Raw genomic sequence first — 21,534 nt, forward strand, 5'->3', positions numbered from 1 at the left:
GTCGCCTCCCGACGAAGCGCCCCACTGTCGTAAAGGATTTTTTCCTACTAAGGTGCGGCGGTAAAGGTTAGTGCCAGGCGGTGCGAGGGGAGATGTGGCGTGAACAGGTGGAAGCGGCTGGCCCCGGTCACCGCCGTGGTGACTGCGGCCGCGATGGTGCTGACCGGCTGTGGCGGCTCGGGTGACGACGAGGCGGCCGACACGAGCAAGCTCACGGTCTGGATGATGGGCGAGGGCGGCGACGCCCAGACCAAGTTCCTCGACGGCGTCGAGACCGAGTTCCGGCAGAAGCACCCGGACACCGACGTGGTGGTGCAGTACATCCCGTGGCTGGAGGCGCCGAAGAAGTTCCAGGCCGCGCTCGCCGGGGGTGAGGGGCCGGACGTCACCGAGCTCGGCAACACCGAGACCCAGGGCTGGGCGGCGCAGGAGGCCCTCGCGGACCTGAGTGGACGGATGGGCGGCTGGGCGGAGGGCAAGGACCTCCTGCCGGACCTGGTGCGCAACGCCCAGCTCGACGGCAAGCAGTACGGCGTGCCGTGGTACGCCGGTGCGCGCGCCATCTACTACCGCACCGACTGGTTCGCCGAGGCGGGCGTGCAGCCGCCGAAGACCTGGGACGAGCTGGTGAGCGTGGCGAAGGCCGTGCAGGCCAAGAAGCCGAACACGTACGGCATCGCCGTTCCGGGCAACTCGGAGCTGCCGTTCTACTCCTTCCTCTGGGCGGCGGGCGGCGAGATCGCCGCCGACCAGGGCGGCACCTGGAAGTCCGGCTACACCACGCCGGAGGCGCAGAAGGCGGTCAAGTTCTGGACCGACCTGGTGACCGTGCACAAGGTCGCCCCGCCGGCCGCCGCCGGTTGGAACGAGATCGACGCCCGGACCCAGTTCGCCACCGGCAAGGCCGCCATGGCGTTCGCCGGCAGCTGGCAGCAGGGCGCCATCAAGAAGGACAACCCGGACATCGAGAAGGTGTGGGGGACCTTCCCCATCCCCGGCCCGGACGGCAAGCCGGCGCCCGGCTTCGCCGGTGGCTCGGACATCGCCATCTGGAAGGACAGCGAGCGCCAGGACCTCGCCTGGGACTACATGACCGTGCTACTGAACAAGAAGAACGGTCAGACCTTCGCGGACAGCCTCGGCTTCTTCCCGGTCTACCAGGATCTGGTGAGCGGTGGCACGTACGCCAATGACAAGATCATGGCGGCGTTCGCGACCACGATGCAGAACACCAAGCTCACGCCGGTCACCCCGAAGTGGGTGGAGGTCAGCCGGACCAAGACGGTGACCCAGGCGATGAACAGCTCGGTCATGAAGGGTCAGAAGACGGTCGAGAAGGCTACCGCCGACGCGGCCGCGGAGATGGAAAGCATCCTCAACGCCAAGTGACCACGCTGACCGACGCTCCGGAGACGTCCGCCGCGCGGGAGACCCCCGCGCGGCGGCGTCGGCCGGTCGACCGCCTCCCGTACCTGCTGCTCCTACCCTGCCTGGTCGTCATCGGCGGGCTGCTGCTCTGGCCGCTCGGCCAGGTGGTGGCCATGTCGTTCCACCGGCTCAACAACGTCCGGCAGCTGCGCGGGGACCGGGAGTGGCCCTGGATCGGGCTCGAGAACTACACCCAGATCCTGGGGGATCCGTTCTTCCTCACGGTGCTGCGCAACACCGTGCTCTTCGCGGCGGCGAACGTGGTGCTCACCATGATCCTGGGCACCCTGGTCGGCCTGCTGCTCAACCGGCTCGGCCGCAGGATGGCCACCTTCGTGGCCAGCTGCGTGATGCTCGCCTGGGCGACCCCGGCGCTGACGGGCACGATCGTCTGGAAGTGGATCTTCGACGACACCAGCGGGCTGGTCACCTGGCTCTTCAACGCGCTGCCGGACGGGCTGTCACAGGCGCTCTTCGGGCGCAGCGACTGGACCGGCTACGGCTGGTTCAACTCCCCGCTGCTCTTCTTCTCGATCCTGACCCTCGTCGTGGTCTGGCACTCGTTCCCGTTCATCGCGGTGAGTGTCCTGGCCGGGCTGAAGAGCGTACCGAGTGAGCTGCACGAGGCGGCCCGGGTCGACGGGGCCAACCCCTGGCGGGTCTTCTGGCGGATCACGTTTCCGCTGCTGCGCCCCGTCTTCGGGATCCTCATCGTGCTCTCCACGATCTGGGACTTCAAGGTCTTCACCCAGCAGTTCGTGCTGGCCGGCGGCACCCAGGACCGGTCGACGTTCATGCTCTCCATCTACTCGTACGCGGAGGCCTTCTCGCCCCCGCCGAAGTACGGGCTCGGCGCGGCCATCGCGGTGATCCTCACCGTGATCCTGCTCGTGGTGACCGGCCTCTACGTACGGATGGTGCTCAAGCAGGAGGACGAGTTGTGAAGCGGGTCGCGCTCAACGGCGCCGGGCTGCTGGTGGCGCTCTTCGCGGCCTTCCCGGTCTACTGGATGATCGCCACGTCGTTGAAGCCCAGCCGGGACATCTTCTCCGCCACCCCGCAGCCGGTGCCGACGCATCCGACGCTGGAGCACTACCGGGAGATCCTGACCGGCAACCTGATCCCCGGGGTCACCTTCGCCGACTTCTTCCTCAACAGCGCCCTGGTCGCGGTCGCCACCGTGGTGCTCAGCGGCCTCGTCGCGCTGCTGGCGGCGACCGCCGTGGCCCGGTTCCGGTTCCGACTGCGGACCAGCTTCCTGATCATGCTGCTCGTGGTGCAGATGATCCCGTTGGAGGCGCTGGTCATTCCGCTCTTCCTGATGATCCAGCGGCTCGGGCTCTACAACACGCTGCCCAGCCTGATCCTCACCTACCTGGGCTTCTCGCTGCCGTTCGCGGTCTGGATGCTGCGTGGCTTCGTGGCCGCGGTGCCGAAGGAGCTGGAGGAGGCCGCCGCCATCGACGGGGCCAGCCGCGCCCAGACGTTCCGGCGGATCCTCTTCCCGCTGGTCGCCCCCGGACTGGTCGCCACCAGCATCTTCTCCTTCATCACGGCGTGGAACGAGCTGATCTTCGCGCTCACCTTCATCAACGACCAGGATCGGTACACCCTGCCGGTGGCCATGACGTTCTTCTTCGGGCGGGACGACACGGCCTGGGGGCCGGTGATGGCGGCGTCCACCCTCTTCACCCTGCCGGTGATCGTCTTCTTCCTGCTGGTGCAGCGGCGGATGGTCTCCGGGCTGGTGGCCGGAGCCGTCAAGGGCTGAACCCTCGGCGTCGGCTCGCACACCGGGACGGCGGTTAGGCTGACCGCCATGACGGGCAGAGTGGCATCGGTGAACGTCGGGGCGGCCACCGTGGCGGAGTGGGCGGGCGACGCGAGCGGTCGCAGCGGTATCGACAAGCGGCCGGTCGACGGCCCGGTGCTGTTCCGGGTCGACGGCGTGACCGGCGACTTCATCGGCGAGCGGGCCGTGCACGGCGGCCCCGACCAGGCGGTCTACGCGTACGCGGAGGAGGACGCGGCCTGGTGGGCGGGGGAGCTGGGCCGGCCGGTCGGGCCGGGCGGCCTGGGCGAGAACCTCACCACCTCCGGGGTGGACGTGACCGGGGCGGTGATCGGTGAACAGTGGCTGATCGGGTCGGCGCTGCTCGAGGTGACGAAGCCGCGTACGCCGTGCCGCACGTTCGCCGGTTTCTGGGGGCTGCCGGATCTGATCAAACGGTTCACCGTGCGGGCGCTGCCCGGGGCGTACCTGCGGGTGCTGCGCGCGGGGGAGGTCGGCGCGGGTGATCCCGTCCAGGTGGTGGAGCGGCCCGCGCACGGGGTGACCGTCGGCGAGGTGTTCCGGGCGCTCAACCTGGAGCCGGAGCTGCTGCCGCGGCTGCTGGACGTGGCCGAGCTGCCGGAGAAGACCCGGGAGAAGGTGCGCCGCCGGGTCGCCGGACGGGCCTGACCGGGGGCGGTCGCCGGGCGGTCCGGGCCGGTCGTGGTCGCCGGACGGGCCTGACGGGGTATCCCCGGCTGCCGGCCCCGAGCCGGGTGTGCGGAAAGGCCCCCTGCTCCACCCGGAGCAGGGGGCCTTTCTCAATGGTTCAGCGGAGCCAGGGGATCTTGCGGTCGAGGAGGTTGCGCTCCTTGAGCTCCTTGCGCAGCGGGATCTCGTCGTCGACGTAGCCGTCCCAGTTGATGCCCCAGTAGTTCGCGGTGTGGGTGCCCTCACCGCAGAGCTGGCGCTGCACCGGCGTGCGGTTGGCCCACCACTCGCTGTCCTGGTCGATGTGCAGCTCGTCCAGCGGGCGGATCCACCGGTAGGTGTAGCCCACGAAGAGCATCTTGCGGGTGATGTTCGACAGGTTCGTCGACCGGGAGTGCCACTGGCGGCGGTCGAAGATGAACGCGTCGCCCGGGTTGGCGGTGATCTCCACCGTGCCCTCCGGGTCGGGGTTGTGCACCGTCACGTCGTCCGGGCGGGGCAGCGAGTTCCACAGGTGGCTGCCGGGGATGACCTTCGTGGCGCCGCGTCCGGTCTCCGAGAGGTCGGAGAGCACGTAGGCGACCTTCAGCGAGAACATCGGCCGCGGGAGGTTCGGGTCCATCGTCTCCGGGTCGGAGTTCTGCCGGTACCCGTCCTGGTGCCAGCCCCAGTACGGCTTCTCCGGCTCCAGCGCCGGCGGGGTCACGTCCAGGTGGTTGTGGTGGGAGTAGAGGTTCCACCCGGCCAGGCCCCACATGTACGGGAAGGCGATCGGGTGGGTGAGCAGGTCGCCGAAGAGCTCGTCCCGGTCGAGGAAGCCCAGCAGGTGCAGGGTGCCGTCCTTCTTGGTGTTGCCCTTCGCCTTCTCCTCGGCGTAGACGCGGTCGACCGCCTCCTCGAGCGCTGCCCGGTGCTCCTCGGTCAGGACGTTGCGCAGCAGCAGGAAGCCCTGCTCCTGGAACTCCTTGCGGTCTACGTCACTGATCGGTTCGTAACCGGTGCGGCCGTCGTAGTCGAACGCCACGTCGTACCCCTCCCCATGAGGCGAAACATTCTCTGGCACAGGGCGCCGATCGTAACGCGGTCACCCGTGAGCCGGGAGGGGCGGAAGGCGGTGATTTGCCGGATCGCGGACCATGGGGAGTGGGTCGATCACGGAGCGTGGCGATCGCAAGGTCAAAGCGGCGATTTGGGTAGTTTGCCGGATTGTGCGATAACCGACGGTAGAGAAGTCGGGATCGACTCAACCCTCGGCGAAGACCTCGGCGACCACCCGGGCGCCGGCGTCCGAACTCCCGGACACCTCGACCCACTTGCCGTCGCGGGCGGTCCACTCCAGGTCCTCGAACCGGACGCGTTTCACCCCGTGGTCCTGGGCGTGCGAGACGAGCCAGTGCGCGTACCGCCAGCCGTCCCGCTGGCCGGTCGCGGCCAGGGTGAGCCCGGTCAGCTCCGCCGGCGCGGCGCTGCCGACCACGCCCCAGTCCAGCTCCAGGCTCCGGGTCAGCGCCGCCGCCGCGGCCGCGCCCCGCATCACCGGCGTACGCCCCACCGAGCAGGCCACCGCCCGCGTCGCGTCACCGAGCAGGGCCCGGCTCAGCACCTCCGACTCGTCGGCCCACTTCTGGTACGCCTCAGGGAAGGCGGAGCGCTGCACCCGCTGGGCGGCGTCGGTGATCCGCATCCCCTCCCAGCCGCGCACCTTCTTCAACGCCCCGTAGAACCGTTTCGCCGCGTAGCGCGGGTCGCTGATCTGGGTCGGCTTGCCCCAGCCCTGGCTGGGCCGCTGCTGGAACAGGCCGATCGAGTCCCGGTCGCCGTTCGGGAGGTTGCGCAGGCCGGACTCCTGGTAGGCGGTGGCCAGCGCCACCACCACACCCCGCTCCGGCATGCCCAGCTGCGCGCCGATCGCCGCGATGGTCGCCGCGTTGGCCATCTGGTCGGCGTCGAGCACCACCCGACCGTCGGCCTGCACGGTGCAGGACTGGTTGGCCAGGGGCAGGCGCAGCTCGCTGCCGAGCTGTCGGAGGAGGACCAGGACACCCACCACGGCGAGCAGTACGAGGACGACGCCACCCGCCACCACGGTCCGAGTTCGCACCCACACCCCCAGTTCGACAGTTCGACAAGCGTACGTCCCCCGTGGCCCCGCGCGGGCCGTCCGAGCGGTTTCCGGCCCGTCCGCCCCGAAGCGGTGCCGCCGTCCCGGAGCACGTCGGCGCTCGCGTTCCCGCTCCGACCGGCCTCTCACCCGCCGGTCGCGGCGGCGTTCGCCTAGGGCCCGTTTCGTAAGGCCGTGTCCGGCTGCGCCGGCCCCGGGCCTCGGCTCGCTCGGGCGAGCCTTGTGAAACGGGCCCTAGCCCGCGGAATCCTCCTCGAGCGCGGCCACCCAGCGGGGCGACCGCTTCTCCCGGAACGCCAGCACGCCCTCCCGCCCCTCCTCGGAGAGGAAGTAGCCGGTCGACAACGCGCCCAGCTCGGCGGCCTCGGCGCGCAGCTCCGTGGCCGGGGGCCGGCGCAGCAGCCGCTTGGCCCCGGCGAGCGCCGCCGGCGCGCCCCGGACCAGCGAGTCGCAGTACCGCTCGACCGCGCCGTCCAGCTCCTCGGCCGGCACCGCGGCGGTGACCAGACCGATCTCGGCGGCGCGCCGGCCGTCGAACGTGTCCCCGGTCAGGTAGAGCTCCGCCGCCGCCCGCGGAGACAGGCGGGGCAGCACGGTCGCCGAGATCACCGCGGGGATCACCCCGATCCGCACCTCGGTGAAGGCGAACGTGGCCTCCTCGGCGCAGACCGCCAGATCAGCGGCGGCGATCAGCCCCAGGCCACCGGCGCGGGCCGGCCCGGCCACCCGGGCCACCACCGGCTTCGGGCACTCCCAGACCGCTGCCAGCACGTCGCCGAGCATCCCGGCCGGCACCGACCCGCTGGCGTAGGCGGCGGCGGTCTCCTTGAGGTCCGCGCCCGAGCAGAAGACCGGCCCGGCGTGGTCGAGCACGACGACCCGAACCCCGTCGTCGGCGACCGCGTCGGCCAGGCCGGCGAGCAGCTGCGTCATCAGCGGGGTGGAGAGCGCGTTGCGGTTGTGCGGGCTGTCCAGGGTGAGGGTGGTCACCCCGCGGGCCGTGGCGACCCGCACGAGCGCGTCGGGAGAGGTCATGCCGGGCACACTAGTGGCCATGCCCGGCGTCCTTCCAGATGGCGAACCCGTACCGGCGGACGGTTCGCTGCCCGCCACCGCGACCCGCGAGGTCGGCGCGCGGGGTTTCGGCGTCTACGTCCACGTGCCGTTCTGCGCCAGCCGCTGCGGCTACTGCGACTTCAACACGTACACCTCCGCCGAACTCGGCGGCGGCGCCACCCGCGAGGGGTACGCCGACACCGTGCTGGCCGAGCTGCGGCTCGCCGCCCGGGTGCTCGGCGACGGCCCGCCCCGGCAGGTCGACACCGTCTTCGTGGGCGGGGGCACCCCGACCCTGCTGCCCGCCGACGACCTGGCCCGGATCCTGGACGCCGTCGACCGCACCTGGGGGCTCGCCGCCGACGCGGAGGTGACCACCGAGGCCAACCCGGAGTCGGTCACGCCCGAGTCGCTGAAGGCGCTGCGGGCGGCCGGTTACACCCGGATCTCGCTGGGCATGCAGTCCGCCGCGCCCGGCGTGCTGGCGATCCTGGACCGTCGGCACAGCGCCGGCCGGGCCACCGCCGCCGCCGCCGAGGCGCGGGACGCCGGATTCGACCACGTGAACCTCGACCTGATCTACGGCACGCCGGGCGAGCGGGCCGAGGACTTCGCCCGCTCGCTGGACGAGGTGATCGCCGCCGGCGCCGACCACGTCAGCGCGTACGCCCTGATCGTGGAGGACGGCACGCGGCTCGCCGCCCGGATGCGCCGCGGGGAGCTGCCGTACCCCGACGACGACGTGGCCGCGGACCGTTACCTGGCCGCGGAGGAGGCGCTCGGCGCGGCCGGCTTCTCCTGGTACGAGGTCTCCAACTGGGCCCGCACCCCGGCCGCCCGCTGCCGTCACAACCTGCTCTACTGGGCCGGCGGGGACTGGTGGGGGCTCGGCCCGGGGGCGCACAGCCACGTGGGTGGGGTGCGCTGGTGGAACGTCAAGCACCCGTCGGCGTACGCCCAGCGCCTCGCCGAGGGACGGTCGCCGGGGCTGGCCCGGGAGGTGCTCGGCACGGACGAGGCGCACATGGAGGACGTGATGCTGCGGCTGCGCCTCGCCAGCGGGCTGCCGCTCGACGTGCTGGACGGCGCGGGGCGGGCCGGGGCTGATCGGGCGCTCGCCGCCGGTCTGCTGGCCCCGGACGAGTACGCGGCCGGCCGCGCCGTACTCACCCTGCGCGGCCGGCTGCTCGCCGACGCCGTCGTCCGGGACCTTTTGCCGTAGGCCGAAGGCCCGGCCGGTGTCCGGCCGGGCCCGGAGGTGGACCGGGGCGGCCGACCGGACGTCGGCCGGCCGGGGTCACTTGATGAAGCTCGCGGACATCGGATAGCGGTAGGCGTTGCCCTCGTTGGCCTTCATGCCGGCGATCACCCCGAACGCGATCTGGATCACCACGACGGCCACGCTGGGCAGGAAGAGCAGGCACCAGCTGACGAAGAGCAGCACGAAGGCGATGCCGGACCAGAGGATCTGGAAGTTCAGCGCCGCCAACGCCTGCGCCCGTACGGCCGGGGACTGCTGCCCGCGTGCCAGGTAGGCGATGAGCGGGGCGACGAAGCCGAGCGGCCCGAAGCTGATCAGCGCGCCGAGCGCCCCGCCGAAGTGGGCGACCAGCGCCCACGTCTTGTCCTCGTTGCTGGCGTAGCCGGCCGGCGGGCCGTAGCCGCCTCCGGTCGGATATCCGGCACCGGGCGGGTAGCCACCCGGCGGGGGATAGCCGCCCGACGGGGGTTGGCCGCCGCTGGGCGGCGGATAGCCACCGGGCGGGGGATAGCCGGCTGGTCCGGGTGACCCGGACAGTGGTGCGGTGGGCTCGTCCGGGGCGGACGGGCCGGGAGCTGCCGGCGGCGGGGTCGGATCCGGGTGGTCGCCGGGGTCAGCCGCGCCGGGAGGGCGAGGTGGTTCAGTCATGAACGTCACGGTAGGGGGCGGCCACAATGACGCGCCAGAGCGGCGTCGCCGGGTGGTTCCGGCCGGCGGGCCGAGCGCCGGTGGGCGGCCGGAGGGCCCCGGGTGGGCGGAGACCGCACCCGTGGTCCGTCCTTGATCATCGCGCTGCCGGGTCTGCCGACGTAGACTGGCACTCGCTACAGTCGAGTGCCAGGAATGTCGCGGGTGGTGTGGAACACCGGCGGCCGATGCGCGTAGGAGGTGGGGAGGATGGGTCTCGACGACCGCAAGCTCGCCGTGCTCCGCGCCATTGTCGAGGACTACGTCGCCACGCAGGAGCCGGTCGGCAGTCGGGCGTTGGTCGAGCGGCACCAGCTCGGGGTCTCCCCGGCGACCGTCCGCAACGACATGGCGGTCCTCGAGGAGGAGGGCTACATCCGGCAGCCGCACACCAGCGCCGGCCGGGTGCCCACCGACCGCGGCTACCGCCTCTTCGTGGACCGGCTCTCCCGGGTCAAGCCGCTCAGCCCGGCCGAGCGGCGGGCGATCGAGCGCTTCCTGCTCGGCGCCGTCGACCTGGACGACGTGGTGCACCGCACGGTCCGCCTGCTGGCCCAGCTGACCCGGCAGGTCGCCGTCGTGCAGTATCCGAGCCTCGCCCGCTCGTCCGTCCGGCACCTGGAGCTGGTGCCGATCTCCACCACCCGGCTGATGCTGGTCATGATCGCCGACACCGGGCGGGTCGAGCAGCGGCTCGTGGAGATGCCCGGCCCGATCCCCGCCGACGATGTCACCGACCTGCGCCGCCTGGTCAACGAGAAGCTCGTCGACACCCGGCTGTCGGAGACCCCGCCGCTGGTGCAGGCGCTGGTCGACGAGGTCGGTCCCGACCTGCGTCCGGCCATGGCCACCCTCGCCAGCGTGCTGCTGGAGACGCTGGTCGAGCGGCACGAGGAGCGGATAGCGCTGGCCGGCACGGCGAACCTCACCCGCGGTGGCCTGCTCGACTTCCAGGGCTCGCTGCGACCGATCCTCGAGGCCCTCGAGGAGGAGGTCGTCCTGCTGAAGCTGATCGGCGAGGTCGAGGAGAGCACGATGCGGGTGCGCATCGGTGACGAGAACGAGATCGACAACCTCCGCGCCGCGTCGGTGGTGAGCACCGGCTACGGCCCGAATTCGATGATCGTCGGTGGCCTTGGCGTGCTGGGGCCGACCCGGATGGACTACCCCAGCACCATCGCCACCGTGCGGGCCGTGGCACGCTACGTGGGCGATCTGCTGGCCCAGAACTAGAGCAGTAACCGTCCGGCCGGTTCCGGCCGGCGCAACGCGACCGAACATGAGGACACGGAACGCAGTGGCCAGGGACTACTACGGCATTCTCGGTGTGAACCGGGACGCCTCCGACGACGAGATCAAGCGCGCCTACCGCAAGCTGGCGCGCCAGTTCCACCCGGACGTCAATCCGGATCCGGAGGCGCAGGAGAAGTTCAAGGACATCAACGCCGCGTACGAGGTCCTCTCGGACGACCGGAAACGGCAGATCGTCGACCTCGGCGGCGACCCGCTCGCCCCGGGCGGCGGGGGCGCCGGTGGCCCGGGCGGCCCCGGTGGGGCCGGACCGTTCGTCGGCTTCCAGGACATCATGGACGCCTTCTTCGGCGGTGCGGCCGGTGGCTCCCGGGGGCCCCGGCCACGGACCCGGCCGGGCGCCGACGCGATCCTCCGCCTCGAGCTGGACCTGCACGAGACGGCGTTCGGCGTCGAGGCGCCGATAACCGTCGACACCGCCGTGCTCTGCACCACCTGCTCGGGCGCGGGCACCGCCGCCGGCACCCACCTCGCCACCTGCGAGGCGTGCGGTGGCCGGGGCGAGGTGCAGTCGGTGCAGCGCACCTTCCTCGGCCAGGTGGTCTCCGCCCGCCCGTGCACCGTCTGCCAGGGCTACGGCACCACCATTCCGCACCCCTGCCCGACCTGCGCCGGCGACGGTCGGGTGCGTACCCGCCGCTCGCTCACGGTGAAGATCCCGGCCGGTGTCGAGGACGGCATGCGGATCCGCCTGGCCCAGCAGGGCGAGGTCGGCCCCGGCGGCGGCACCGCCGGCGACCTCTACGTGGAGATCCACGAGCGCCCGCACGACGTCTACTCCCGCAAGGGCGACGACCTGCACTGCCGGGTCACCGTGCCGATGACCGCGGCGGCGCTCGGCACCCGGCTGACCATCAAGACGCTGGACAGCGAGGAGACGGTCGACGTCAAGGCCGGCACCCAGCCGGCCAGCACGCTGCGGCTGCGCGCCCGGGGCGTGCCACACCTGCGCGGCACCGGCCGGGGTGACCTCTACGTGCACCTGGACGTACGTACGCCGAGCAAGCTCGACGCCGACCAGGAGCGGATGCTGCGGGAGTTCGCCAAGACCCGGGGCGAAGAGGTGGCCGAGCTGAGCAAGCAGGGCGGCTTCTTCTCCCGGATGCGCGACGCCTTCAACGGTCACGCCTGAGCCGACGGCTTGCCGTCCCGGCCGGGTGCCGAGGAGGTTAGCCTGTTGACCGTGTCCGCCCCGCTCTTCCTGGTCGAGTCGCTGCCCACCACTGACACGCTGACCCTCGGTGGCCCCGAGGGTCACCACGCCGCCACCGTGCAGCGGTTGCGGGTGGGCGAGGAGCTGCTGCTCGCCGACGGTCAGGGCGGTACCGCCACCGCCGTGGTCACGGCGGTCGGTCGGGGCAGCCTGGAGCTCGAGCTGACCGCACGGGGGTACGTCGACGCCTCCGTCCCGCGACTGGTCGTGGTGCAGGGCATCGCCAAGGGCGATCGCGGCGAGCTGGCCGTACAGGCGATGACCGAGGTCGGGGTGGACGAGATCGTGCCCTGGGCGGCGTCCCGCTCGGTGGCGCAGTGGCGCGGTGACCGGGGCGTACGGGCCCGGGAGAAGTGGGTGGCGACCGCCCGGGAGGCGGCCAAGCAGGCCCGCCGCCCGTGGCTGCCGGTGGTGGCCGGGTCGCCGGACGAGTCGACCGGCCGGGTCGCCGGGCGTCTCGCCGGGTCGGCCGCCGCGTTCGTGCTGCACGAGGAGGCCACCGACCGGCTCACCACCGTGGAGCTTCCCGACGCCGGCGAGATCGTGCTGGTCGTCGGCCCCGAGGGGGGAATCACGGCGGACGAGGTGGACGCGTTCGTCGCCGTGGGGGCCCGCCCCGTACGCCTCGGCCCCGCGGTCCTGCGCACCTCGACGGCGGGCGTCGCCGCCCTCACCGTCCTCGCCACCCGCCTCTCCCGCTGGTGAGTCCCCGCGATCGGTGATCCGAACCGGGGTTCGGCGCGGGTGGGTCGCCGCGGGGGGAGCGGAACTCGGGTCAGCTGCGCAGGTACGACGCGCCGTTGAGGTCGACGATGGTGCCGGTCGCCCACTCGGCCTCGGGCGAGGCGAGCCAGTGCACCGCGGCGGCGATCTCGTCGGGGCGGGCGATCCGGTTGAACGGGCTCTGGGCGCGTACCGCGACACCGCGCTCGGCCTTGAGGTGCTCGTTGGTCATGTCGGTCTCGACGAATCCGGGCGCGACCGTGGCCACCGCGATGCCGTACGGCGCGAGCGCCACGGCCAGCGACTGGCCCATCGCGTTCATGCCCGCCTTGCTCGCCCCGTACGCCGGGTTCGCCGGCTCACCGCGGAACGCGCCCCGGGACGAGACGTTGACGATCCGGCCACCCCGATCGCGCATGTGCTGGGCGGCGCACCAGGCGGCGTTGGCCGCGCCGAAGAGGTTGGTGTCCAGCACCTCACGCCAGCGCTGCCGCCACTGCTCGTAGGTGCTCTCGAAGACCGGGTGCGGCGGGTCGGCGGGTCCGAAGGTGCCCGCGTTGTTGACCAGTACGTCCAGCCCACCGAGCCGGTCGGCCGCCTCGTCCACCATCGCCCGGACCGCGTCCGGGTCGGCGAGGTCCGCCCGGACCACCACGTGTCCCTCGCCGGGCAGCTGCGCGCGCAGCTCCTCGGCCAGCTCCGCCGAGTCCCGGTGGTGGATCGCCACCCGGTCGCCGCTCGCCGCGAAGGCCTTCGCCACCGCTCGCCCGATGCCGCGCGAGCCTCCCGTCACCAGTACCGCCCGTGAAGTCACGCCGGCCATCCTGCCGCACCGGACGCCGGTGCCGAGCAGCGGTCCTTCCCCGCGCCGAAACCCCTGACAACGGGCCGTTCCTTACACTGCCCGGATGGGATCAGACTGCCTGTTCTGCCGCATCGTCGCCGGGGAGATCCCGGCCACCGTCGTCCGGGAGACCCCCAGGACCCTCGCCTTCCGCGACATCGCCCCGAAGGCGCCGGTGCACGTGCTGGTGATTCCCAAGGAGCACTACGCCGACGTGGCGACGCTCGCCGAGGGTGACCCGGCGCTCGCCGGCGAGGTGCTCGCCACGGCCGCCGCGGTGGCCGAGGACGAGGGTCTGCTCGGCGACGGTTTCCGGCTGATGTTCAACACCGGGGCGTACGGCGGCCAGGAGGTCTTCCACGTGCACGCGCACCTGTTCGGTGGGGCGCCGCTCGGTCCGATGCTCGCCCGGGATCTCGCGTGAGCGCCGTGCCGGAGAAGTTGGAGCGGCTGGTGCGCCGGGCGCAGGCGCAGCACCGCGTCCCGGCGGTCTCGGCGGCCCTGCACCGAGCCGACCGGCCACTGTGGGCGTTCGCGGTCGGCGGCGCCGGCAACGACACCCCGCTCGGGCCGGGGACGCAGTTCCGGATCGGCTCGGTGACCAAGACGTTCACCGCCGTACTGACCCTGCAGTGCCGCGACGACGGCCTGCTCGACCTGGACGATCCGGTGGGCCGCCACCTCGACCTGCCCGCGCACGGGGAGCTGACGGTGCGCCGGCTGCTGTCGCACACGGCGGGCCTGCAACGTGAGCCGTACGGCGACGTCTGGGACACCCTGCGCGCGCCCGACACCGAAGAGCTCCTGGCCGACCTGGCCCGGGCCGAGCGGGTACTGCCCGCGGGTCGCCGCTACCACTACTCGAACCTCGGGATGGCGCTGCTCGGTCAGCTGGTCGGCCGGCTGCGCGGCGGTACGTGGGCCGAGGTGCTCGGCGACCGGGTGCTGGCGCCGCTGGGCCTCGCCGACACGACCGTGAGCCCGGGCCCGGCCGCGGCCACCGGCTTCCTCGTCGACGCGTACTCGGACGAGGCGCGTCCGGAGCCGCCTACCGACTTCGGCGCCGTGGGGCCGGCCGCCCAGCTCTGGAGCACCGCCGGGGACATGGCTCGCTGGGCGGCCTTCCTGGCCGATCCGGCGGCGGTCGACCCGGCCGGTGCGGTGCTCGCTCCGGCCACGCTGGAGGAGATGCGCTGGCCGGTGACGGTGACCGACGAGGCGCTGTGGGGCGGAGGCTTCGGGCTCGGTCTGATCCTGGTGCCGCAGGGGGAGCGGGTGATGCACGTGGGGCACGACGGCGCGATGCCCGGCTTCCTGGCCGGCGTCTACGGCCGGCGGGGCGGGGAGGGCACCCCGGGCGCGATGGGCTGTGCCGTGCTCGTCTCCTCCGGCACCGCCTCCGAAGCCCTCGATCTGCCGCATCAGCTGCTCGCCGCCGCGGTCGAGCACGATCCGGCGGAGATCGAGCCGTGGCGACCCGGCCCGCCCGCCCCCGCCACGCTGCGCGGTGTGCTGGGCCGTTGGTGGGGGGAGGGCTACGAGTACGTCTTCTCCTGGCACGACGGCGCGCTGCGGGCCCGGGGCGCCGGCGATCCGCCGGGCCGGCCGCCGGCGGTCTTCACGCCGCTGCCCGACCGGCCGGACGTGTTCCGCACGGTCTCCGGCCGGGAGGTCGGTGAGCTGCTCCGGCTGAGCCGGGACGACCGGGGCGCGGTGGTGCGGATGCACTGGGCGACCTACCGGTTCACCCGCAACCAGGAGACCTTCGACCGGTACGACTTCCGCGTCGGGGAGTGACCCGGTAGGGGCGCGGGGCGGGGTTCCTCCCGCTCCGCGCCGACCTGGCTTTTCGCCCTTTTTATCGCTTTTGTTGGTCAGTGCGGCCGCGCCCCGGGGGCGGGGAAATGCAGACGATGTCGCCGCTGTTGAACCGATACGATGAGTGGAACGTCCGTACGCCGCGCCACCAGGGCCGGCGCCGAAATCGAGAGCAGGTGGCACAGGGCCCCTCGGCCCGAGCTATGACCGGCACCCCACCTCCCGGCCCGCCCCAGGTGCAGACCCGGATCACCGTTCCCGATCCGAAGATCATGGTCAACCTGCTCGGTGCGGGTGACGAGATCCTGCGACTCGTCGAACGCTCGGTCAACAGCGACGTGCACGTCCGGGGCAACGAGATCACCATCTCCGGTGCGCCCGCGGACAACGCCCTCGCCGAGCGTCTCTTCACCGAGCTGCTCGAACTCATCGAGAAAGGCGAGACCCTGACCACTGACGCCGTCCGGCGTACCGTCGGCATGCTCGAGCAGGGCAGTGCCGAGCGGCCCGCCGACGTCCTGACGCTCAACATCCTCTCCCGCCGCGGCCGCACCATCCGTCCCAAGACGCTCGGGCAGAAGCGCTACGTCGACGCGATCGACTCGCACACCATCGTCTTCGGCATCGGCCCCGCCGGCACCGGCAAGACCTACCTGGCGATGGCGAAGGCCGTCCAGGCGCTCCAGGCCAAGCAGGTCAACCGGATCATCCTCACCCGGCCCGCCGTCGAGGCGGGGGAGCGGCTGGGCTTCCTGCCCGGCACGCTCAACGAGAAGATCGACCCCTACCTGCGCCCGCTCTACGACGCGCTGCACGACATGCTCGACCCGGACTCGATCCCGAAGCTGATGGCCGCGGGCACGATCGAGGTGGCGCCGCTGGCGTACATGCGCGGTCGGACGCTGAACGACGCGTTCATCATCCTCGACGAGGCGCAGAACACCACGCCCGAGCAGATGAAGATGTTCCTCACCCGGCTCGGCTTCAACTCCAAGATCGTGGTCACCGGTGACGTGACCCAGGTCGACCTGCCCGGAGGGACGACCAGCGGCCTGCGCCTGGTGCGAGAGATCCTCACGAACGTGGAGGACGTCCACTTCGCCCAGTTGTCCAGCTCCGACGTGGTTCGGCACCGGCTGGTCGGCGAGATCGTCGACGCGTACGCCCGCTGGGACGCCGAGCGGGAGAACCAGCAGGCACAGAGCGTGCACGCCGTACCGGGGCGGACCGCCCAGGGCGGCGGCCGATCCGGCCGCCGCCGCTAGATCAGGGGAAACAGTTGTCCATCGAGATCGCCAACGAGTCCGGTGTCGAGGTCGACACCGACGCCGTGCTCGCCGTCGCCCGGCACGCCCTCGACGAGATGGGGGTCAACCCCCTCGCCGAGCTCTCCGTGCTGCTGGTCGACGTCGAATACATGACCGAGCTCAACCATCGCTGGATGGGGGGCGACGGGCCGACCGACGTGCTCGCCTTCCCCATGGACGAGGGCAGCGTGGACCACGGCCCGGGCGAGAGCGCCCCGGCCGCCGGTGAGCCGGCGCTGCTCGGCGACATCGTGCTCTGCCCCGACGTCGCGGCCAAGCAGGCGGCCACGGCGGGCCACTCGGCCGCCGACGAGCTGCACCTGCTGACCGTGCACGGGGTGCTGCACCTGCTCGGGTACGACCACGCGGAACCGGAGGAGGAGCGGGAGATGTTCGCGCTCCAGGCCCGACTGCTGTCCAGTTGGCGGTCGAGCCGGTCACAGTGATGTCCGTACAGGCCTCCACAGCCGCCGCCGGCCTGCCCGACGTGCAGCTACTCGTCTTCGCCGCCGGTCTGGTGGTGCTGGCCGGGCTGATCGCGATGACCGAGGCGGCGCTCGCCGCGGTCTCGCCGGCCCGCGCCGCGGAGCTGGCCCGCGACGGCGCCCGCGGCGCCCGCACGTTGCAGACCGTCGCCGGTGACGTCGTCCGGCACCTCAACCTGCTCCTGCTGCTGCGACTGCTCGCCGAGCTGACCGCCACCACGCTGGTGGCGCTGGTCGCCGTGGACACCTTCGGCGCGGGGTGGCGGGCGGCGCTCGTCACCGCCGGCGCGATGACCGTGGTCAGCTTCGTGGTGGTCGGCGTCGCCCCACGCACTCTTGGCCGGCAGCACGCCTACGTCGTCGGTCGGGTGGTGGCCCCGCTGGTCCGCTGGCTGGGGCGCGCGCTCAACCCGCTCGCCTCGCTGCTGATCCTGATCGGCAACGCGGTGACGCCGGGGCGCGGCTTCCGCGAGGGCCCGTTCGCGACCCAGGTGGAGCTCCGCGAACTGGTCGACCTCGCGGAGCAGCGTGGGGTGGTCGAGCACGGCGAGCGGCAGATGATCCACTCGGTCTTCGCCCTCGGAGACACCATCGCCCGCGAGGTGATGGTGCCCCGTACGGAGACGGTGTGGATCGAGTCGGGCAAGACGCTCTCGCAGGCGCTCGCCCTCTTCCTCCGCTCGGGCTTCTCCCGGATCCCCGTGATAGGCGAGAACGTCGACGACGTCCTCGGCGTCCTCTATCTCAAGGACCTGATCCGCCGGGTGCGCGGCGGCGATCCGTCGGCCGAGCAGCTGCCCGTCTCCGAGCTGATGCGTCCGGCCACGTTCGTGCCGGAGTCGAAGCCCGTCGACGACCTGCTCTCCGAGATGCAGGCGGCCCGCAACCACCTGGTCATCGTCGTCGACGAGTACGGCGGCACCGGCGGCCTGGTCACCATCGAGGACATCCTCGAGGAGATCGTCGGTGAGATCACCGACGAGTACGATGTCGAACGCCCACCGGTCGAGCAGCTGGAGGACGGGTCGGTGCGGGTCACCGCCCGACTTCCCGTGGAGGACCTGGGCGAGCTGTTCGACATCGAGTTGCCCACCGACGAGGTGGAGACGGTCGGCGGCCTGCTGGCCCAGTCGCTGGGTCGGGTGCCGATCCCGGGAGCCCGGGTCGAGGTGGCCGGCCTGCGGCTGATCGCCGAGGGCACCACCGGCCGACGCAACCGGATCGACACCGTGCTGGTCAGCCGGGTCGTGCCGACCGACGAGCAGGAGAGCCCGGGGCGTGGCGAGCGCGCCGAGTCCCGGGGCAGTCACCAACCGATCGAGGAGAGGCAACCCGCCGATGCCTGAGTCGCCCACCGTGCCGGCAGCCCGGCCCACCCCGTCCGCTCCGGCGGAGCTGAGCGCCGAGGACGCCAAGTTGGTCGTCCTGGCCCGAGGCGCCCGTGGCCGGGTGGGAGCCGTGGAGGGTGCGGCGGTCCGCGACCAGGACGGTCGGACGTACGCCGCCGCCAGTGTCGCGCTGCCCTCGCTGACGCTCACCGCGCTGCAGCTGGCGGTGGCTTCGGCGGTGGCCGCCGGCGCCGGCCGGCTGGAGGCCGCCGTGGTGGTGACCGAAGCCTCGACGCTCGACGGCGCCGGGCACGCGGCGGTCCGCGACCTCGCCGCCGACGCGCCGATCCACGTGGCCGCGCCGGACGGCACCGTCCTCGGCACGGTCGTCCAGTGAAGGACCCGGAGGAGCGCCCCTACCGAGCCGGCTTCGCCTGCTTCGTGGGGCGGCCCAACGCGGGCAAGTCGACCCTGACCAACGCGATCGTCGGTCAGAAGATCGCGATCACCTCGAACAAGCCGCAGACCACCCGGCACGTCATCCGGGCCGTACTGCACCGGCCGGACTCGCAGCTCGTCCTCGTCGACACCCCGGGCCTGCACCGCCCCCGCACGCTGCTCGGCGAACGCCTCAACGACCTGGTCCGTCAGACCTGGAGCGAGGTCGACGTCATCGGGCTCTGCATCCCGGCCGACGAGCCGATCGGACGCGGAGACCGGTTCATCACCGGCGAGCTGGCCGAGCTGAAAGCGACCGTACTGGCCGTGGTCACCAAGACCGACCTCGTCGACCGCGGGCGCCTCGCCGAGCAGCTGCTCGCAGTGAGCGAGCTGGGTGAGTTCGCGGCCGTGGTGCCGGTGAGCGCCGTCTCCGGGCACCAGCTCGACACCCTGGTCGACGTGATGACCGGGTACCTGCCCGCCTCCCCGCAGCTCTACCCGGACGACATGCTCACCGAGGACCCGGAGCAGGTGCTCGTCGCGGAGCTCATCCGGGAGGCGGCACTGGAGGGGGTGCGCGACGAGCTGCCGCACTCCATCGCTGTGGTGGTGGAGGAGATGATCCCCGAGGGGCAGCTCATCCGGATCTTCGCCGACCTCTACGTCGAGCGGCCCAGCCAGAAGGCGATTGTGATCGGTCACCGGGGCAGCCGGCTCAAGGAGGTCGGCACCACCGCACGGCGGCAGATCGAGGAGCTGCTCGGCAGCCGGGTCTTCCTGGACCTGCACGTACGGGTGGCGAAGGACTGGCAGCGCGACCCGAAGCAGCTGCGCAAACTCGGCTTCTGACCGGCTCGTCCCGTTCGTTCCGTCGGTCAGCCGGACGGCCGCGTCGTCCGGCTGATCAGCATCGGTCGAACGGCCGACCGGGGCGGGCCGTACGGGGAGAGCGGCTGATCCTACTCGGTCGGGCGTATGGCTAGATTCACGTCCGGGTGGGGCGTGCGGCCGTTTACCGGGAACGCGGCGGAGGGTAGGAGACATCCGCCGCGCCCCCGAGACAGATGCAGGCTGATGCGTAACAGATACCTGGACCTGCTCCGCTTCCTCGCCATCGTTCGAGTCGTCGTCTACCACGTCACCGGCTTCGCCTCGCTCACCCTGGTCTTCCCGGCCATGGCGGTGATGTTCGCGCTGGCCGGCTCGCTGATGGCCGCCTCGCTGGAGCGATCCGGGCCGGCTGCGGTGCTGCGCCGGCTGCGCCGCCTGCTGCCGTCGCTGTGGGTGCTGGCCGCGATCTTCGTACCGGCCATGCTCCTCACCGGGCTGCCGTTCACCCCCCGCGTGCTGCTCTGGCTCTTCCCGATCGCCGATCCGCCCGCCAACGGCTGGGGGGCGATGGCCCTGAGCCCGATCTGGTACCTACGGGACTACCTGTGGTTCGTCTTCGCCTCGCCGGTCGCGCTCTGGGCGTTCCGGCGGGCGCCGCTGCCGACCCTGCTGGCCCCGTACGTCCTGCTCGTGGTGATCGAGTCGGGCATCTGGCCGAACGCCCCCGGCCCGTACCGGGAGTTCGGTCTCTACTTCGGCGCCTGGATGCTGGGCTTCGCGCACCACGCGGGCATGCTGCGCCGGCTCGCCAACCGGGTGCTGGTCCCGGCGGTGCTGGTGCTCGTCGCGGCGGGCGGCGCGTGGATCCTCACGCATCCCGGCCCACGCGGCTACGACCTCAACGACATCCACCTCGGCAACGCCCTCTGGTCGACGGCGTTCATCCTGGTCGTGCTCGGCCGGGGACCGGCCGGCGCGGCCTGGGTCGATCGCAGCGCCCTCTTCGGGCGGGTGGTCACCGTGCTGAACCGGCGGGCCCTGACGATCTACCTCTGGCACATGCCGTTCGTGGTGGCGATCACCCCGCTCTTCGACCCACTGGGCTGGACGCACGAGGACCCGCGTGGGCTGGCGATCCGGGTGGTGCTGGTCTTCGCCCTGGTCGGCGTGGTGACGCTCGCCGTGGGATGGGTGGAGGACCTCGCGGCGCAGCGGCGGCCGGAGCTGATCCCCGGCGGCCGGCGACGGACGAGGCCCGTCGGTCCGCCCACGTCGACCGGCCACCAGGTGCCCGCGCAGCGGGCCGCCCCGGAGGCGGAGGTCACCGCTGGGCGACCCTGAGGTCGCCGCTGTCGGCGCTCACCGCGAGGACCAGCTTGGCGGCCGGGTCGTCGGCGACGGCGACGTGCTCGTCTCCCGAGTTGCCGTTGGCCCGGACCCGGTACGGGCCGGGCGGAACGACGAGGTCGACGTCACCGCTGTTCGCGTGCGCCCGGACCGAGGCGGCCTTGTCCAGCTCGATCCGTACGTTGCCGGATTTGGCCTCGGCGTCCACCTCGCCCTGCAGCCGCCGGGCGGAGATGTCGCCGGAGGAGGCGCGCAGCGTGACCGGACCGGTGGCCTCGGACACCTCGATGTTGCCGGAGCTGGCCTCCAGCCGTACCGGACCACTGGCGCCGGTGAGCTGGACGTCCCCCGAGTGGACCTGCAGCTCCACCGCGCCGACCCGGATCAGCTCGACGTCGCCCGAGTTGCTCTCGCCCCGCACCGCGACACCCTCGGGGGCGGTCACCTCGTACGACACGCTGCACCGGGACCCGCAGTCGGTGTCCAGCACCAACTCGCTGCCCTTGATCTCGTACTTCGCCCGCGGCTCGGCGCCCTGGTAGCGGACCACCCGCTTGATCCGCACCTCGGTGGCGGTGCCGGTGGCCCGGACGATCACGTCACCCGAGCCGGGCAGCACCCGGATCGTGGTGATCCGGGCGGACTCGGTGTTGTCGAAGTCCAGGCGCCGGTAGGAGAGGTTGTCGCACCCGGTGAGCAGGATGAGCGCGGTGACGGCACCGAACGCGACCGGTGCCACGGCACGGCGGCGGAGCAGAGCGGCACCGGAGGAGGCGGTGCCGACGGGGCGCTGAGCGGTCATGGCGAGAACGCTACGGCCGGCACCGCCCCAGACACATCCGGGTTCCGC

22 protein-coding genes are annotated in these 21,534 nt (G+C 72.1%); 16 read left to right on the forward strand and 6 right to left on the reverse strand.

Annotation, left to right across the window (positions count from 1 at the left end; all coding sequences use genetic code 11):
* The first annotated feature begins 99 nt into the window (after window positions 1–99).
* From D7044_RS26725 to D7044_RS26740, 4 genes are read left to right on the forward strand one after another with little or no spacing between them, the layout of a single operon-like run.
* On the forward strand, window positions 100–1,389 hold the full coding sequence (locus D7044_RS26725) for a sugar ABC transporter substrate-binding protein (RefSeq protein WP_120690531.1): 1,290 nt from the start codon (window positions 100–102) through the stop codon (window positions 1,387–1,389).
* The gene (locus D7044_RS26730; protein WP_120678792.1) at window positions 1,386–2,372 is read left to right on the forward strand and encodes a carbohydrate ABC transporter permease; all 987 of its coding nucleotides are present in this window, start codon (window positions 1,386–1,388) and stop codon (window positions 2,370–2,372) included. The genes D7044_RS26725 and D7044_RS26730 overlap by 4 nt, the downstream gene beginning before the upstream one ends.
* On the forward strand, window positions 2,369–3,199 hold the full coding sequence (locus tag D7044_RS26735) for a carbohydrate ABC transporter permease (RefSeq protein WP_120690532.1): 831 nt from the start codon (window positions 2,369–2,371) through the stop codon (window positions 3,197–3,199). Before D7044_RS26730 ends, D7044_RS26735 begins: the two co-directional genes overlap by 4 nt.
* Before the next feature lie 48 nt (window positions 3,200–3,247).
* A complete protein-coding gene (locus tag D7044_RS26740) occupies window positions 3,248–3,889 on the forward strand; it encodes an MOSC domain-containing protein (protein WP_120690533.1) in 642 nt (213 codons plus the stop codon).
* Between the two features lie 139 nt (window positions 3,890–4,028).
* On the opposite strand, the gene D7044_RS26745 is transcribed toward D7044_RS26740, so the two are convergent.
* The 3 genes from D7044_RS26745 to D7044_RS26755 form a co-directional block, all read right to left on the reverse strand.
* Window positions 4,029–4,934, reverse strand: coding sequence for a phytanoyl-CoA dioxygenase family protein (locus D7044_RS26745; RefSeq protein ID WP_120690534.1), 906 nt, complete (start codon window positions 4,932–4,934; stop codon window positions 4,029–4,031).
* Between the two features lie 219 nt (window positions 4,935–5,153).
* On the reverse strand, window positions 5,154–6,017 hold the full coding sequence (locus tag D7044_RS26750; RefSeq protein ID WP_120678784.1) for a hypothetical protein: 864 nt from the start codon (window positions 6,015–6,017) through the stop codon (window positions 5,154–5,156).
* Between the two features lie 249 nt (window positions 6,018–6,266).
* Complete coding sequence (locus D7044_RS26755) at window positions 6,267–7,067, reverse strand: enoyl-CoA hydratase family protein (RefSeq protein WP_120690535.1); 801 nt, start codon at window positions 7,065–7,067, stop codon at window positions 6,267–6,269.
* A 19-nt stretch (window positions 7,068–7,086) separates the two neighbouring features.
* Here D7044_RS26755 and hemW point away from each other — a divergent pair, with 19 nt between their 5' ends.
* Window positions 7,087–8,310, forward strand: a complete 1,224-nt coding sequence (gene hemW / locus D7044_RS26760; protein WP_199716780.1) for a radical SAM family heme chaperone HemW — start codon at window positions 7,087–7,089, stop codon at window positions 8,308–8,310.
* Between the two features lie 75 nt (window positions 8,311–8,385).
* Here hemW and D7044_RS26765 read toward each other — a convergent pair whose 3' ends face one another.
* A complete protein-coding gene (locus tag D7044_RS26765; protein ID WP_120678779.1) occupies window positions 8,386–8,997 on the reverse strand; it encodes a DUF4870 domain-containing protein in 612 nt (203 codons plus the stop codon).
* Between the two features lie 249 nt (window positions 8,998–9,246).
* On the opposite strand from D7044_RS26765, the gene hrcA reads away from it, so the two are divergent.
* From hrcA to D7044_RS26780, 3 genes are all read left to right on the forward strand, one after another.
* Window positions 9,247–10,269, forward strand: coding sequence for a heat-inducible transcriptional repressor HrcA (gene hrcA / locus D7044_RS26770; protein WP_120678777.1), 1,023 nt, complete (start codon window positions 9,247–9,249; stop codon window positions 10,267–10,269).
* Between the two features lie 64 nt (window positions 10,270–10,333).
* The gene (gene dnaJ, locus D7044_RS26775; protein WP_187398848.1) at window positions 10,334–11,479 is read left to right on the forward strand and encodes a molecular chaperone DnaJ; all 1,146 of its coding nucleotides are present in this window, start codon (window positions 10,334–10,336) and stop codon (window positions 11,477–11,479) included.
* Between the two features lie 51 nt (window positions 11,480–11,530).
* A complete protein-coding gene (locus D7044_RS26780) occupies window positions 11,531–12,265 on the forward strand; it encodes a 16S rRNA (uracil(1498)-N(3))-methyltransferase (RefSeq protein ID WP_120678773.1) in 735 nt (244 codons plus the stop codon).
* Between the two features lie 70 nt (window positions 12,266–12,335).
* Here the strand turns inward: D7044_RS26780 and D7044_RS26785 are convergent, their stop codons facing one another.
* Window positions 12,336–13,097: an SDR family NAD(P)-dependent oxidoreductase gene (locus D7044_RS26785; RefSeq protein WP_120678771.1), complete on the reverse strand. Its 762-nt coding sequence runs from the start codon at window positions 13,095–13,097 to the stop codon at window positions 12,336–12,338.
* A gap of 94 nt (window positions 13,098–13,191) precedes the next feature.
* On the opposite strand from D7044_RS26785, the gene D7044_RS26790 reads away from it, so the two are divergent.
* The 8 genes from D7044_RS26790 to D7044_RS26825 all read left to right on the forward strand — a co-directional run bounded on the left by D7044_RS26790 (window position 13,192) and on the right by D7044_RS26825 (window position 20,678).
* Window positions 13,192–13,551: a histidine triad nucleotide-binding protein gene (locus tag D7044_RS26790; protein WP_120690536.1), complete on the forward strand. Its 360-nt coding sequence runs from the start codon at window positions 13,192–13,194 to the stop codon at window positions 13,549–13,551.
* On the forward strand, window positions 13,548–14,924 hold the full coding sequence (locus tag D7044_RS26795) for a serine hydrolase domain-containing protein (RefSeq protein ID WP_120690537.1): 1,377 nt from the start codon (window positions 13,548–13,550) through the stop codon (window positions 14,922–14,924). The genes D7044_RS26790 and D7044_RS26795 overlap by 4 nt, the downstream gene beginning before the upstream one ends.
* 224 nt (window positions 14,925–15,148) lie before the next feature.
* Window positions 15,149–16,210, forward strand: a complete 1,062-nt coding sequence (locus D7044_RS26800) for a PhoH family protein (protein ID WP_120678765.1) — start codon at window positions 15,149–15,151, stop codon at window positions 16,208–16,210.
* Between the two features lie 14 nt (window positions 16,211–16,224).
* A complete protein-coding gene (ybeY, locus tag D7044_RS26805) occupies window positions 16,225–16,698 on the forward strand; it encodes an rRNA maturation RNase YbeY (RefSeq protein ID WP_120678763.1) in 474 nt (157 codons plus the stop codon).
* A complete protein-coding gene (locus D7044_RS26810) occupies window positions 16,674–18,083 on the forward strand; it encodes a hemolysin family protein (RefSeq protein WP_120678761.1) in 1,410 nt (469 codons plus the stop codon). The genes ybeY and D7044_RS26810 overlap by 25 nt, the downstream gene beginning before the upstream one ends.
* On the forward strand, window positions 18,076–18,462 hold the full coding sequence (locus tag D7044_RS26815) for a cytidine deaminase (protein WP_120678758.1): 387 nt from the start codon (window positions 18,076–18,078) through the stop codon (window positions 18,460–18,462). Before D7044_RS26810 ends, D7044_RS26815 begins: the two co-directional genes overlap by 8 nt.
* Window positions 18,459–19,355: a GTPase Era gene (era, locus tag D7044_RS26820; RefSeq protein WP_120678756.1), complete on the forward strand. Its 897-nt coding sequence runs from the start codon at window positions 18,459–18,461 to the stop codon at window positions 19,353–19,355. Before D7044_RS26815 ends, era begins: the two co-directional genes overlap by 4 nt.
* A 225-nt stretch (window positions 19,356–19,580) precedes the next feature.
* Complete coding sequence (locus tag D7044_RS26825; protein WP_120678754.1) at window positions 19,581–20,678, forward strand: acyltransferase family protein; 1,098 nt, start codon at window positions 19,581–19,583, stop codon at window positions 20,676–20,678.
* On the opposite strand, the gene D7044_RS26830 is transcribed toward D7044_RS26825, so the two are convergent.
* Window positions 20,659–21,486, reverse strand: coding sequence for a DUF4097 family beta strand repeat-containing protein (locus D7044_RS26830; protein WP_120690538.1), 828 nt, complete (start codon window positions 21,484–21,486; stop codon window positions 20,659–20,661). The two genes, D7044_RS26825 and D7044_RS26830, sit on opposite strands and share 20 nt — an antisense overlap.
* Window positions 21,487–21,534: the final 48 nt, after the last annotated feature.

This window comes from Micromonospora musae, from assembly GCF_003626635.1.
In the GTDB taxonomy this organism is placed as follows: Bacteria; Actinomycetota; Actinomycetes; order Mycobacteriales; family Micromonosporaceae; genus Micromonospora; species Micromonospora musae.

Bases quoted from the DNA above. Each gene is read 5' to 3' on its own strand.
- D7044_RS26740 (WP_120690533.1), top strand. From the start codon at position 3,248: ATGACGGGCAGAGTGGCATCGGTGAACGTCGGGGCGGCCACCGTGGCG.
- D7044_RS26755 (WP_120690535.1), bottom strand. From the start codon at position 7,067: ATGACCTCTCCCGACGCGCTCGTGCGGGTCGCCACGGCCCGCGGGGTG.
- hemW (WP_199716780.1), top strand. From the start codon at position 7,087: ATGCCCGGCGTCCTTCCAGATGGCGAACCCGTACCGGCGGACGGTTCG.
- D7044_RS26765 (WP_120678779.1), bottom strand. From the start codon at position 8,997: ATGACTGAACCACCTCGCCCTCCCGGCGCGGCTGACCCCGGCGACCAC.
- hrcA (WP_120678777.1), top strand. From the start codon at position 9,247: ATGGGTCTCGACGACCGCAAGCTCGCCGTGCTCCGCGCCATTGTCGAG.
- D7044_RS26790 (WP_120690536.1), top strand. From the start codon at position 13,192: ATGGGATCAGACTGCCTGTTCTGCCGCATCGTCGCCGGGGAGATCCCG.
- D7044_RS26800 (WP_120678765.1), top strand. From the start codon at position 15,149: ATGACCGGCACCCCACCTCCCGGCCCGCCCCAGGTGCAGACCCGGATC.
- D7044_RS26815 (WP_120678758.1), top strand. From the start codon at position 18,076: ATGCCTGAGTCGCCCACCGTGCCGGCAGCCCGGCCCACCCCGTCCGCT.
- D7044_RS26825 (WP_120678754.1), top strand. From the start codon at position 19,581: ATGCGTAACAGATACCTGGACCTGCTCCGCTTCCTCGCCATCGTTCGA.
- D7044_RS26830 (WP_120690538.1), bottom strand. From the start codon at position 21,486: ATGACCGCTCAGCGCCCCGTCGGCACCGCCTCCTCCGGTGCCGCTCTG.